8 protein-coding genes are annotated in these 14,915 nt (G+C 44.7%); 6 read left to right on the forward strand and 2 right to left on the reverse strand.

Annotation, left to right across the window (positions count from 1 at the left end; all coding sequences use genetic code 11):
- The first annotated feature begins 16 nt into the window (after nucleotides 1-16).
- The 4 genes from NZ043_RS25015 to NZ043_RS25030 all read left to right on the forward strand — a co-directional run bounded on the left by NZ043_RS25015 (nucleotide 17) and on the right by NZ043_RS25030 (nucleotide 10,043).
- Nucleotides 17-2,266 (forward strand): FAD-dependent oxidoreductase, encoded by a 2,250-nt coding sequence (locus tag NZ043_RS25015; RefSeq protein ID WP_339309527.1) that lies wholly within the window; start codon nucleotides 17-19, stop codon nucleotides 2,264-2,266.
- Entirely contained in the window at nucleotides 2,266-3,474 is a 1,209-nt protein-coding gene (locus tag NZ043_RS25020; RefSeq protein ID WP_091030140.1) for an SGNH/GDSL hydrolase family protein, read from the forward strand. Before NZ043_RS25015 ends, NZ043_RS25020 begins: the two co-directional genes overlap by 1 nt.
- 276 nt (nucleotides 3,475-3,750) lie before the next feature.
- A complete protein-coding gene (locus NZ043_RS25025; RefSeq protein WP_339309528.1) occupies nucleotides 3,751-8,814 on the forward strand; it encodes a hypothetical protein in 5,064 nt (1,687 codons plus the stop codon).
- A gap of 338 nt (nucleotides 8,815-9,152) precedes the next feature.
- Nucleotides 9,153-10,043, forward strand: coding sequence for a cation diffusion facilitator family transporter (locus NZ043_RS25030; RefSeq protein ID WP_339309529.1), 891 nt, complete (start codon nucleotides 9,153-9,155; stop codon nucleotides 10,041-10,043).
- 126 nt (nucleotides 10,044-10,169) lie between these two features.
- Here NZ043_RS25030 and NZ043_RS25035 read toward each other — a convergent pair whose 3' ends face one another.
- Together NZ043_RS25035 and NZ043_RS25040 are read right to left on the reverse strand one after the other, a co-directional pair.
- Complete coding sequence (locus tag NZ043_RS25035) at nucleotides 10,170-10,640, reverse strand: ferritin-like domain-containing protein (RefSeq protein ID WP_091030130.1); 471 nt, start codon at nucleotides 10,638-10,640, stop codon at nucleotides 10,170-10,172.
- Nucleotides 10,641-10,746: 106 nt separating this feature from the next.
- The gene (locus NZ043_RS25040; RefSeq protein ID WP_339309530.1) at nucleotides 10,747-11,187 is read right to left on the reverse strand and encodes a CBO0543 family protein; all 441 of its coding nucleotides are present in this window, start codon (nucleotides 11,185-11,187) and stop codon (nucleotides 10,747-10,749) included.
- A gap of 937 nt (nucleotides 11,188-12,124) precedes the next feature.
- Here NZ043_RS25040 and NZ043_RS25045 point away from each other — a divergent pair.
- Together NZ043_RS25045 and NZ043_RS25050 are read left to right on the forward strand one after the other, a co-directional pair.
- Nucleotides 12,125-14,023: a beta-glucoside-specific PTS transporter subunit IIABC gene (locus tag NZ043_RS25045; protein ID WP_339309531.1), complete on the forward strand. Its 1,899-nt coding sequence runs from the start codon at nucleotides 12,125-12,127 to the stop codon at nucleotides 14,021-14,023.
- Nucleotides 14,024-14,066: 43 nt separating this feature from the next.
- Nucleotides 14,067-14,906 (forward strand): PRD domain-containing protein, encoded by an 840-nt coding sequence (locus tag NZ043_RS25050; protein ID WP_339309532.1) that lies wholly within the window; start codon nucleotides 14,067-14,069, stop codon nucleotides 14,904-14,906.
- The last annotated feature ends 9 nt before the right edge of the window (nucleotides 14,907-14,915 follow it).

Consider the following 14,915-nt stretch of genomic DNA (forward strand, 5'->3'; position numbering starts at 1 on the left):
ATAGGAGTATCTAATCATGGAGGTTATCAAAATGGAGCTTATGAAAGCAGATGTAACCGTCATAGGTGGAGGAATTGCCGGGATATGTGCTGCCATTGCTGCCGCACGCCAAGGGCTACAGGTTTCACTTATCAACGATCGGCCGGTGCTTGGGGGAAATGCGAGCAGCGAGGTCAGAGTTCATATCAACGGGTCGGCATATCTTGGAAACAGTCCATCCTATTATGCTCGCGAAGGCGGGTTGGTGGAAGAACTCAAGCTGAAGATCTTTCATTATAATCCGTTATACAACAAAAAACTTATGCTTTCGCTTTCGGATACGGTTTTGCTCGACATGGTGTATGATGAGCCCAACATTTCTCTATTTCTGAATACATGTGTGCATGAAACGGGCATGGAGAACGGCAGAATCAAATGGGTGGAGGGCCTTCAATTGGCTTCAGAGAGAAAATTTCGTTTTGAAAGCCCTACCTATATCGATTGCTCCGGGGATGGAATTGTTGGGTACCAAGCAGGTGCTCACTTCCGATGGGGAAGAGAGGCGAAGCATGAATACCAGGAGGAGCTCGCTCCAGAAGTGGCGGATCATTACACCATGGGCGATACGATTCTGTTTCAAGCCCGTGACGTAGACTATGCCGTTCCTTACAAAAGGCCAGGCTTTGCGTATGATATTACGAAGCTGGAGTTTTTTGATAGTATCAGAAAAGGATTAAACCATCGGTCTTTTCCAAGGAAAATCAACGGGCTTGGCGGATTGTGGTGGCTGGAATACGGCGGACATATGGATATTATCAAGAATAATGAAGACATCGCCTTGGAACTGCGGAAATTGGTGTACGGGATATGGGATTATATCAAAAATAGCGGTGAGTTTGATGATGTAGACAATCTCATCCTGGATTATGTATGCCCGATTCCGGGAAAGCGAGAGTCGAGACGGTTTATAGGGGAACACATGCTGTCTCAAAACGATCTTACAGCAAAGCCTCATTTCGAAGATGCTGTATCCGTCGGAGGGTGGTATATGGATCTGCATGCGAATAAAGGCATCTACGATGAGGGGCCGGCTACCGCGTGGAACTTTGTGCCGGGATTGTATAATATCCCGTTTCGCAGCTTATTTTCACGTAATATCCCAAATCTCATGTTCGCTGGCCGTAATATAAGCGCTACTCATGTAGCTTTTGGGTCTACAAGGGTCATGGCAACCTGTGGTTGTATGGGGCAGGCCGTAGGAACGGCTGCTTCGTTATGCGTAAAATATGAGACAGATCCCGCTGACATCGTCAAAGCGCATATGGGTGAGCTTCAGGCGCAGCTTCTTCGAGACGGGCAAACGATTGTAGGCCTTCAAGAGCCGTTGGACCCTTATTTCGCAGACGGATTAACGATTCGTGCCTCGTCTCAGCGAAGCTATGAACAACTTCATCCAACCGAAGAGGTCTCCTTGGAGAAAGCGTTATGTTTGGTCTTGCCGATTCAGACATCAGTGGTTGAGAGTGTGCAGATCAAAATTAAAAATAGATCCGAGCATTCGGAAACGTTGCAAGTGAAGCTGTTTGGCGGGGAGCGGAAGGAAAACTATATTCCCGCCAACGAACTGAAGGGCTACAACTTGGTGATTTCAGCGGGTCACGATGACTGGATTACACTGGACCTCAGCTGCAAGAAGCCAGAAGACGACAAAATCTATATCGTATTGGCAGGTACGGCGAGCCTTACCGTACACAACAATGAAGAGAAAATGACTGGAACGGTGAGCTTCCTTTATAGACCGGAAGAGCCATCCAGGCTGAAGAAACTTAATAAGAGCATTTGCTTCAAAGACCTGATACCATCCCAGGATATGTATAATCCCGCAAATGTCGTCAACGGCTTCTCTAGACCTTATGGTCTGCCAAACGGCTGGATTTCGGAACGTACAGAAGGACAGGAATGGTTGGAATTTGGTTTTGCAAGCCCCAAGAATCTGGATGAAATCCATCTTGTTTTTAATTCGCAGCTGAATTTGGAGCATTTCGACGATCCAATCGAGTCGTTGATTCAAGATTATGATGTGACCTTAACCTTAGAAGACGGAACCAAAAGCGAAATTAAAGTCCGCGGGAATTATCTTTCGTTGAATAAACATCAAGTGTTTGCAAAAGGTGTAACCCAAATCCGGTTTGATTTCTGTGCAACGTATGGTTCATCTTATTATGAAGTGTTTGCTGTAAAATTTTTTGCTCCTAAAAACGCTAAGTTAGGGCGGGTGAAGTCGTGATGAAGGAATTTTTCCCACGAAGAGGGCTGCCTAATGTCATTCAGAAGTTAGAAAATGGAGAAACCGTGACCATCGTCTATTTTGGCGGCAGTAATACACGTTCGAAAGGATACAGGGTCATGACGGCGGATTGGCTGCGAGGGCAATATCCCCATGCCGATATCCGCGCTGTGAATGCAGGCATTGATGGGACAGGATCGGACCTCGGCTGCGCCCGTTTGGAGACAGATGTGCTTCGTCATCAGCCTGATCTCGTGTTTGTTGAATTTGTTGGCAACGATGGCGGAGTTCCCGAATCCAAGGCGCGGATCGAAGGCATTGTCCGACAGATTCGCAAGCGGAACCGGTTTACCGATATCCTGTTTGTATATACGGTTAAGGAGCGGGATTTGACCTCATTTCAATCCGGCGAATACCAGAAGGGCGCTCTTATGCAAGAGGAAATCGCCGACTATTACGGTATTCCTTCGATTCATCTGGGCGTGGCGGTCAGTCAATTGGTTTTGGATGGAAAGCTCATTTTCACCTCAAGTGCAGATGTGGCCATTCCCGGAGCTGTTATTTTCACGCATGATTCGATCCATCCAACGATTCCCGAAGGACATCAGATTTACACAGATACAATCATTCGGTCTTTTGAGAAAATGAGAGAGCTTCGAGATCACGTGGGAAAGGTCGAACATCACTTGCCGCAGGACCCCTTGGTCCCGGCCAATCCTTGGGAGTATGCAACCATGCTGCCACTGGATCGTCTTACTCATTTTTCCGCTGGGTGGTCTTACATGACCCCTGATGATTTTCCTTTAGTGCGTGAGTATGATTGGTTGTTCCCCGGTCTATGGCGAGCAGTTGATCCCGGAGAAGCGATCACAGTGGAGTTTGAGGGAACCCACATCGGCTTATTTGATATCGGGGGGCCGGATTCTGGCCGATTGAAGGTGTCGGTGGATGGAAGGGAACCCTTCCTTGTTGATCGGTTCACACCATATAACGATCATAATCGAAATCAATATGTTTTCTTGCCAGAGCTACCAAATGGGAAACATACCGTTCGCTTCGAGATCGATCACGAGAAAACTGACAAAGCGGCCGTGTTTGAGGCAAGTGGCAATGAACGAAGTATGGAACATGTTCGGCAACATCCAGCTTGGTATGATCAAACGGTCATTCAGCTTGGAAAGTTGTTATTGGTGCAGCCGCCATTATAATTGATTGGTTCACTTGGAACACTTGGAAGACCTATATTCTATTTGGCTGCAACTGAGCAATCAATTAGGATGTAGGTTTTTTTTTTACTTTACTTAAAATCGTATAAGAAATTCTTAAAATGAAAGAAATTTCACCGTGACGTAACATGCTAAGATGAAAACGACAGAACGGGATTTAGGCAGAAGGATAAAATTAAGTGCTTTTTTACGATCATTCGAGCAAAAGGCAATGCATTTATGGAAGCGTTATCATTACGAGGAGAGGCTGTGAATTGTATGGTCAAAAGGAAGCTGTTTTTTTTCATCGTTTTCATGTTGACGATCGTAGTTCCTTTCAGCCTGATCGGAATAAGGGCCGCTTACGCGGAGACCTTACCTTATCAGACCATTATCATCGATGACGGTAGCATTAAGATCAATGATGTTGTGACACCTGATGCGGGTAACGAGAACAATGGATATTCGGCTCCAAATTGGACTACAAGCACAGGGGTGAAGGGGTATGATCTTTCCAGCACCAAATATACAAGTACAGCAGGCAGAACGATAACATGGAATCCACGCTTGGAAGCAGGAACGGCGAAAATATCGTTCTATAAGCTGGACTGGGCAGATAAAGCAGATAGCAATGTGAAAATTGAGATCGTTCATAATGGAACAACGGATGTAGTCTTTATGGATCTAAGACCCTCATCTGGCGCTCCAGCAGGGTGGGTTGATTTGGGAGAGTACTATTTTTCTGGAGTTGGCGAAGAATTTGTTCAATTGACCCGGTCTACCGGCACCACAAACACGATCCTTACGCGCGCGGATGCGGTCAAGTTCGAAGGGAATATAAAGCAGAAAGAGCCACATAAGACAATTATCATTGATGATGGGAGCCTCACAATTGATAATGTCGTCACTGTTGATTCAGGAAACGTCAGTAACGGGTTCTCCGCTCCTTATTGGACGACAAGTGCAGGAGTGAAGGGATACAATAATTCCAGTTCCAAATTTACAGACGCTGTAGGTAGAAGCATCACCTGGAATCCACGCTTGGAAGCAGGGACGGCGAGAATATCGTTCTATAAGCTGGATTGGGCGGATAAAGCAGATAGTAATGTGAAAATTGAGATTGTTCATAACGGGGTTACGGATGTTAAGTTTATGGATCTTAGACCTTCGTCAGGTCCATCGGTTGGATGGGTGGATCTGGGGGAGTATGAGTTTAGTGGTGATGATAGCGAATTTGTCAGGCTGACTCGAACGCAGCCTTCTACGGGTACAATTATTACGCGGGCCGATGCAGTCAAGTTCGAGGGGAATATCCGGCAACAAGCACCACCGCTGCCCCCGCTAAGAAGCCGTACCTTAGCGAATCTCAGTTACACAGAGAAAGGCAGCATCGAAAATGCTAATTACAAGGCAACCTTTTATGAGGCAGCATGGGATGAAGGTAAATCTATCGTTCGTGACATGTTCTACAAAAACACGGAGACAGGGAACTGGGTTCCAATCAATAATGAATCGGAAAGACTTGAGGAACAATGGGTTTTATTGGACGGGAATGCGGGGAGCCGAACCAATTACTATGATACGATGAACAAACGCTGGATTACATTCGACGGGGTCCATTTTCCCGACAGCCAGACGGCGATATTAACAGACTCTACACATGGCAGTGATTACGATTTTGAAGTGAACTGGTCCATGGCAGGGGATAAACCAGATGTCTCTTTTGCCTTTACGCCTCGCCGCGACGGCAATTATGTGATTGGATATCAGTCCTTCACGACAGAGTCCGCCTCGGGCATCAATGAAGTGTTAAATGGATTCAGGTCACATGCCAAAATGGTAGGTACAGTGGAATCAACAAGCTTGAGAGAGCTGAGCGCTCCGATGAGCCTGGTCGAGAAGAAGGATGGTTCGGGAAATCCATTGACGTATGGCGTATTTGTACCTTCGGAAGAGCTTCCGGTTGAATTTGAACCGACGGGAGGCGTTACGAAACAACGCCTTGGCATGAGCCTGGTAAACAACGAAGGTAGCGTGCAGCCAATCCTGTATGCGCCTCAGTTGGGGAATTATTCACAAATGACGGCTGAAAGTACCTATCAATTTCATATGGGGCTAATCGCTCAAAAAAGCAATCTGTATGAGTCCTACGTGGATATTCTTCGCAATGAGTACGATTATTCTGCATACCGGGAAAATGTTTCAAATAAATCGCTTACTGACGCGATGTTTAATATGATTGATCTACTTAAAATTGAGCCGCAAGGGGACGACTCTGTGAATTATGTCCCATCACCCAGCGGGTGGTGGAGCCGTGCCAAGGGTTTTATCGATATCGAAAACGAAGATAGCGTCCGAACAAGCTCAAATGCGGTTCTTTTGGGAGCTTACTATTTGACTGGAGATGACCAGCTATACGATACGAGAGCACTGCCGTCCGTCCAGTATGGCGTATCGCGAAATGGTATCGGTTGGTCGCCAACGCAGAAAAAAGTATACGGTGTGCCTTCGTTATGGAAAATGGCTACTCTGCCGTTCGATGTTTCAAGCGTAGCCGCTGTCAATCAGATGATGGGCACTTCGGCAGGAATTGGTGCACTCGCTCAGGAAGAGTACCTTGTGCGTGACCCGGATCAGAAAGACAGGGGGCCGGTCATTCAACCCCTGATGATGTATCGGATGACGGGAGATGCGAAGTATTTGCAAGCTGCGAAGGATGCAGCCGACAGCTATATCACGCAACATATCGATACGCCTGCATCTGTCGATGTGAGTAAAAATGAGTTCATTTATTATTATAGCAAGCTGTGGATGGAGATCTTGGAGCTATATGAGGAAACGCAGGATCCCAAATACTTGGATGCCGCCTATAAGGAAGCCAAACGGTATGCAACCATGTTTGTTGCTCGTCCAGTTCCTGAAGGTAACGTTACGATTCCTCAGCCGGAGACATATAATTACGCGGAGTCGTTCCATTGGCCGGAAAGTGGTAAATTTCAATATCCTAGGCTTAAGCTTCCCGAAGATATTGCCGGAGGCGTTCAAGCGGAGCGTTGGCTTGTTTCACCGAGCGGACTGACGTTTGAAGCAGGAAGTACAACCGGTTATTATCGGATGAATGCTCAGGAAGCTCCATTCATGCTGAGATTGTCGCTTTATACAGGGGATAAACTGCTGCAGGATATTGCTCATAATGCGGTTATTGGACGATATTCCAGTTATCCAGGTTATTATTATAAAGGCTTCGCCGTTAGCCAACTTGAACCGGACTTTCCTCTGGAAGGCCCAAGCGGGGCTACATCCATCTATTATCACCATATTCCGGGGCAACTCGGGCAAACGATGGATTATTTGATCAGCGAACAATCATTGAAATCAAAAGGGAGCATTACGTTTCCTTCCGTTTTTGAAACGAATTTTTTATGGTTCAAATATCACCTTTATGGGAATAAACCAGGTCAATTTTATGGTAACTCCGACGTTTGGCTATGGATGCCCAAGGGGATTATTAAGACCAACCATCCTCAATTGAATTGGATAACGGGTGAGAGCGGGGATAAATTCTACATCGGGTTAAGCAACGCATCGTCAGATGAAGTTCAGACTCCAATTGAATTAAATGAACAAATCATTGGATTCAACCCGGCACAGGATTATACCGTATCGATCATCCGCGACAATGGTACACCAGAGCAAGCAGTTATGAGTGGCGGAATCATTCAAGCTACGGTTTCAGGCAAGGGAATCACTGCGATCATTGTAGAGGGACTTGATATTGATGTACCGCTGCATCAGGTCAGAACGGCAGATACATCGGATGCAAGTTATTTCTTTGATACACACAGTCCAATTGATGCGGTTAAAGGCATGCTGATCGTTAAGCCTGACGAAACGGTTTGTGATGCTTATGTGCAGGCCAAAACGACAAAACCAGCGACAATCCATTATTCCTTGGATGGCGGGGCCACGTATACGAGCGTCCCAGATACGATCTATCCGATGGAATGGTCGATACGGGTGAATGATTTATCCCAAACCTTTACGTATTACGTGGAATCGGAGGGGAAACAGACCCGTAAGCGGACACTCTATCTGCCGGATCAGGTATCGGAAACTCCAGTCCAACCCGATGGACAGGATAGTTCAACCATCGTTGTGGATAATACGGAGGCGGAGACAGAAGGCGTCTGGATAAGGGATACGACGGCTAACGATTATTATTATGATAACTATGTGTATGCCAAATCTACGACCGGCACAGCGACAAGCAAAATGAGATGGCGGCCTGAGCTGCCGGAAAGTGTCACTTACAGTGTGTATTACAAGATTCCGCAAATCACTGCAACGAGTGAAAATTGGGCAACAAATGCCTCATTTACCGTTTATCACAGCGGCGGCTCCGAAACGGTGACAGTTGATGAGACAACAGCGAATGGTACTTGGGTGCAACTGGGAGATTATCCTTTTGCTGCAGGCGATAGCGGGTACGTGGAATTAACCAATAAGGCCAACAAATCCAGAGTCGTTGCCGATGCAATCATGTGGGTGGACCCAAACAGGATACCGCAATTGGAGTCTGCTGTGATCATGTCCGATCGGAACGAGCTGCAGATGACTCAAACCGCACAACTGAGCGTAACCGGTTATTTAGATAACGGTTTGATCGGTGATCTTACACAGGCTGATGTGCAGTATCTCGTTGATCGTACGGATCTGGCTGAAGTGAATAGCAGTGGGGTGTTGACCCTTCTTAATCTTGATGGAGACACGGATCACATTGAGGTATGGGCTACTGTCACGATTGACGGAGTGACCTTAACCACACCGCCTTTGACCATCACGATCAGGGACCTAACGGTTATCGTCGATAGTACAAATACAACAGGGTTATACACGACAGAAGGGTCTTGGAGCCAAAGCAATTTAGCCGGATACAAAATTGGGGTTAAATCCCGCTATTCAACAGTTCAAGGATCATCAGCCACGTGGAAAGGCGAGTTTCCAGAGGGGAAATATACGGTCTCGATCTACAAACTTGTCCATACGACGGGAAACGATAATAATGTCAAAGTGGAAGTGAAACATAAAACGGGTACCGAGGTCATCTATATGGATGCAACGGTCGGCTCATCAGGTTGGGTTAATCTGGGAATGTTCGACTTTACGGGTGACGGCAGCGAGTATGTCCGATTAACCAGGGTTACGCCTACAACGGTAGACCCGCCAACGCTTCCTGCGGATATGATCTATACGAGGGTTGACGCTGTTATGTTCGAACGGCATTCCGATGATTCGGATCTGCTTGCAAATGAGGTTCAAGGTGAACCGACACTTTCTGAATAAGGGCAGTGATTTATGAATGGAAGTGGAACAACGGTAAGTGATGTTATACAAATGATTGCAAAATAACGCTAAGAGCCGAGTGGATCAAAACGATCCATTCGGCTCTTTATGTCTAAGTGCAAGAAAGTTTGGTTACAAGGGAAGGCAGTCGGCCAACTTCCTCTTACCACCCATTGATCACTTAAGTTTGCCAAATCCAACTTTTTTGGATGCTCGTAAAAAAATTGCCGCTTTCAGATTATGTTTCGTCACACTCAAAACGTTTCTCTAGACCCACACAAATCTTCAATGGTACCATCATACACGTGCTTGAATTGAAGATTGCAGGAGGATATCATGTGGATCAACTTAAATACGATAATCTAAAGCTGGGGGAGCGCGGAGCTATCATCAGCATTATCGCCTACATATGTTTGACCGTATTAAAACTGATCGTTGGCAATATGGCCGGATCAGAAGCGCTCAAGGCGGATGGATTAAACAATGCCACCGATATTGTGGCCTCAATAGCTGTACTGATCGGTTTGAAGCTTGCCCAACGCCCAGCCGACACAGATCATACATATGGTCACTGGAGAGCAGAGACCGTTGCGTCACTTGTTGCTTCTTTCATTATGATGGCAGTAGGTTTACAAGTACTGTTTGAAGCCATTGGTTCAGTGTTTCAGGGTACATATGAATCTCCGGATATCATCGCTGCGTATACAGGCATTTTCTGCGCGGTTGTCATGTATGTGGTCTATCGCTATAACAAGAGACTTGCTACACGTATTAAAAGTCAGGCGGTCATGGCTGCAGCTCGTGATAACATTTCCGATGCCTGGGTGAGCACCGGTACGGTCATTGGGATCGTGGGTTCCCAGTTCGGCCTCCCATGGCTGGACCCTGTAACGGCTGTCATTGTAGGTTTCCTGATCTGCAAGACCGCTTGGGACATTTTCAAGGAAGCCACACATCATCTGACGGACGGTTTTGATGTTGAACTGATTCAGGAGTACAAAAAAACGATTGCCGGAATTGATAGCGTAGAGACAGTTAAAGACGTGAGAGCGCGGAACTATGGCAATAACGTTGTAGTAGACGTTGTCATAACAGTCCATGCTGAGCTGGATCTTCAACAAGCACACGATATCTGTACAGACGTGGAGAACGAGTTGATGGAGGAGCATGACGTGTACACTGTTCACGTTCATGTGGAACCTGATATTTTGAAAGAGTGCATTGGATAGCAAGCTTATATTAAGAGAGACTCGGCAAAACAAAAAAACCAGTAAGCTTTACTTATTCACTGGTTTTTTGCTGATTTCAATTGTTCACTTTTAAAAGAATCCGCGCGTTATATATCCCATACATGACTATCTCGGCAAATTATAGGTAATCAGATTGTTATATTTATCCGCATGTTTCTGTTCGTCCAGGATGATTCCCCACACCGTGTCTTTATATATGCCATAAGGGAGACCAAACCATATTTTTCTATACTTTTCCACGGCCGCCAATTCACCCTGAAACGCCTTTTGCAATCCGGCAAGGTAAGAGGGGAGCGTCTCAACTGGCTCACTGCTTACACCTGAAATCTCCTGGCCTGTCAGATCCTTGTACATTTGGCGAAACATTTGATTATGTCCGCGTTCATCATTGCGGATGCTCGTGATGATGGCAGCCTGAGTAGCATCGGGTGACAACTGAATCAGTGAATCATAGAACATCTCATCGTTTCGTTCTCCCTGTACAGCCGTTTTGATTAATTCAAGTGCTTCGACTGATGATGTTGCCCATACCGGAGTAAAAGTGTACCTGTAACCATAAGGATATGCCACATACATTACGAATCCCTCCAAGACAAATATGAGTTAAGATATGCACGTATGCCCATCAGCGTTAACCCATATACTCTGTCCCGTCTTATTAATCGAAAGCTTCAGTGGAACTTTACTTGGTATACCTCAATATTTTACTGTAAACATAGGCAAGAACAAATGGCAGGAGGTATGACAAAAAGGTCCAAAGAATGTTCCATCCATTAAAATAAATGACATGCCCCATCATTTTGGCAACCCATTCGATTAATGTCAGCGACAAGGATGCAACAAGGATCGCTAACCATGGCTTGGCGCCTTTATCTAAAATCGTATACATCATCAGGCAGCCAGCGATCGGATAGACTCCAAGGTCCATTGGAAGAGCAGCCAAGGATTGATTATGAGTATTCGGAAGAATATTCCAGAAGTAATTAAACCCGATATTGTTGATGGATGCTGAAATAGCCACACCAAGTGGATAATATAGAATGAGGATTGTAAAGTTCCGACGCAGAATCCACACACCCAATATAATGGGAATGACCATACCCAACAGAATGTTTCCTAACATGCCATTTTCCTCCAAAGCTTTGTTACTTCTGTAGTTTCACTATAAGCTGCATCACTCCGTTGTCTTGTCTTCCAGAAGGCGATCCACCTTATCTGTAAGTGCATCCAATTTTTTATCATAATGCTTGTACGTATAAAATCCAATGACTGCTTTGACTGCAAAAAAGAGCACCGCAGCAATGACAATGAGAATATAATTGTGGGCAAGCTGCCTTAACCAATCGTTAACTGCATTAATCGGATTTCTCTCCCTTCAATGCAAGTGGTTTTGTATAAGGTAACCAAATCCATGGGATATAATGCATATCAGCAAATTCGGAATAGGTATGTGTGAGTCCGAACGTCAAAAAGGCCGCTTACCCAACAAGGATAAGCGGCCTTTTTATTATTTATTCACATCTGGAGGACTTAAATAGACTTCAACAGCAGAAATCGATACACAAACGTGGAACTGTCCATTCCGCTGAATTCCGACTGTTGCCTCGCCAATCGGCTGGTAGTGTTATGAATTCTCGATAGCCTGGAATCGCCTTCCCCACATTCAACCGCTTTCATTTTTGGGTTGTCAACTTCTGCTTTCAATTATACATAATCGTTTCATATACACGAATGTGAATTCATAGATTTTGTCCGCTGATACTCACAGTTCAGAATAAAAGCGAATGAACTTTCAACTTTCTTGTGGACAATATTTCATAAAATATATTTATTTTTAAAGCGATGAAGTATATTGCACACGAAAAGGTGTTGCATTTTGTCGAAATACATGCTAAATTATCGATGTAAACGTTTATAAAGTTTTAAACAACATCATATATGATTCAATTTGGCGTGTTACTGTTCGGCAGGCAAGGCTTAAATTGGGTGGTTTGTATATTTATTATACCCACCCTATTTAGGCCTTTTTTTATGCACAAATTTAGGGGTGAGGTGTTTTTATGAATTACAAAGATACCGCTAAGGCTATCCTTGAAAAGGTTGGCGGACAAGAAAATATTAATGATTTTCTCCATTGTTCCACCCGGTTAAGAATGAATCTGAAAAACCCGGATAAAGCAAAAACCGAAGAGATTAAAGCCATGGATGGTGTTATGGGAGCGGTATACAGCGGGGGACAATATCAGATCATTATCGGAAATGATGTAAGCTATGTTTATAATGAACTGAAACCAATGGTGAATATGAACCCGGAAGAAAACTCACAGCCCAAGAAAAAAAGAGATATGAGTTTCAAAGGTTTATTTGAAAGCTTTGCGGGATTAATTACGGGCATCTTCCAGCCGATTATTCCGGCAATCGCAGCAGCAGGGATGTTTAAAGCTTTGCTGTTGTTGTGCACATCCCTTGGCATCATGTCAAAAGATAGTCAGATCTATGCATTACTGCTTAACATCGCTGACGCAGCTTTTTATTTCTTACCTGTTTTGCTGGCATACTCAAGTGCACAAAAATTCAAAACGAATCCTTATATTGCAGCCACGCTGGCGGGGAGTTTATTACACCCTAAGATGATTGCGCTGCTCGCAGGAGAAGTACCTGTGCATATTGCCGGTATTCCTGTTCCTAACATAAGTTATGCATCCAGCGTTTTACCGATCATTCTGACCGTTTGGCTCATGTCTTATGTTGAGAAATTCGCAGATAAGGTCTCCCCTGGACCAGTGAAGATTTTCCTTAAACCTTTGATTGTTATACTTGTGATGGCACCTTTGGCTCTTACGATTTTGGGCCCTATTGGTAACTACTTGGGGGTAGGTTTGTCTGACGGTTTATTCTGGATTCAAGGTAAAATTGGTTGGTTAACTGTTGTTATTTTGGCTGTATTTCTGCCATTTATCGTGATGTTCGGAATGCACAAAGTGTTTTACCCCGTTATTTTCGCAGCGATGGTTTCACCAGGATATGAAACGTTGATTCACAGTGCGATGCTTTCTTCTAACATGGCACAAGGCGCCGGAGCTCTTGCTGTCTGGTTCTTGGCGAAAGATAAAAAATTGAAACAAGTTGCCCTGCCAGCCGGGATATCCGGGTTGTTCGGCATTACGGAACCTGCGCTGTATGGGGTACATCTGCGGTTGAAACGAACCTTGGTAGCTTGTATGATTGGAGCGGGATCAGCAGGACTCTTTGCGGGGATTGTCAACTTGAAGGCCTATGCAGCAGTAGGGCCTGGTCTGGCTTCTTTACCGATGTTTATCGGGGCTGAGAACAACTTTACCTATGCACTGATTACGGCAGCAATTTCAATCATTGTGACTCCAATTGCCGTGTATTTCATCGGCTTCAATGATCCCGGAGCAGAGGGGACTGCAAAAGCTTCATCAGAAGAGCCTACTCCAGTGGAAACCACTCAAGCGGCACCGAAGAAAGAGAAATTACAATCACGTCTGGTTGTGTTCTCCCCGATTGAAGGAGAGGCCATTCCGTTAAAAGATGTGAACGATGAAGCGTTTTCTCAAGAAGCGATGGGTAAAGGCATGGCGATCAGACCTTCCAAAGGTCAAGTCGTAGCTCCATTTGATGGAACCGTTGAAACGGTGTTTCGCACCAAACATTCCATCGGTCTGAGATCGGTAGAAGGCATTGAGATTCTGATTCACATTGGGATTGATACAGTAAAATTAAAAGGACAGTATTTCAATGTTGTTGTGCAAGAGGGCGATACCGTGAAACACGGTCAGCTTCTGATTGAGTTTGATATGGAAGCCATTGAAAAAGCAGGATACGATACAACAACACCGGTTATTGTCACAAACAGTGGTGATTATCTTGAAATCCTTGGATATGAGAAAACAGAGAAAATAGGACCTGAGACACCACTTATAACCATTTTGTAATATTATGGGGTGAAATTCACCCTGAACATAGAGGAGCATGGATATGAGAGTAGTTAAGGTTCTCAATACAAGTATTGTTTTGGCCAAGCGTAATGACAACAAAGAAATTATCGCAATGGGCAAGGGAATCGGATTCAGAAGCAGACCCGGGGACATCATTAACGAAAATGAGATCGAAAAGGTATACGTCGTTGAGAATGAAGACATGTCCTCGGATATGACAGCTCTGATGAAAGAGACGCCAGAAGAGTATTTAATTTTGGCAGACGAAATCATATCTTATGCAAAACAAGTATTATCACGCGATCTAAGCGAAAATCTCTATTTTTCGTTAACAGATCACCTTCATATGGCTGCTAAACGATTCAAATCCAACATCACGATACAAAATCGAATGTTGTGGGAGGTTCAGAAGTTCTACCCTCAAGAGTTCCTCATTGGAAAGCAGGCGTTGAAGTTTATTGAAATTAAACTTGGACTGGATCTGCCAGAAGAGGAGGCAGCTAACATCGCCTTCCATCTGGTCAATGCGCAACAAACGGAACAGAACATGAGTCAGGTGATGATTATGACCAACACCGTAAAGGATATTTTGAATATCATTCGCATTCATTACGGTATTGAACTGGACACCTTAAGTATTAACTATTCACGATTTTTGACTCATTTACAGTTTTTTGTTCAGCGATTATTGGAGAACACAATGCTTGAATCCAAGGACGATGAATTGCTTGAACGGATCTCTGGCAAATATCCGGAGGAGAGCAGCTGTGTTTCGAAGATTAATAACTACATCGGTGCCAAATTTGAACGATTCATGTCCAACGAAGAGATGTTATACCTCATCATTCACATTAGCCGTGTGATGGACAGAACTGATTAACAGGAGGAT

This window comes from Paenibacillus sp. FSL k6-2145, assembly GCF_037976585.1.
Taxonomy (GTDB): domain Bacteria; phylum Bacillota; class Bacilli; order Paenibacillales; family Paenibacillaceae; genus Paenibacillus.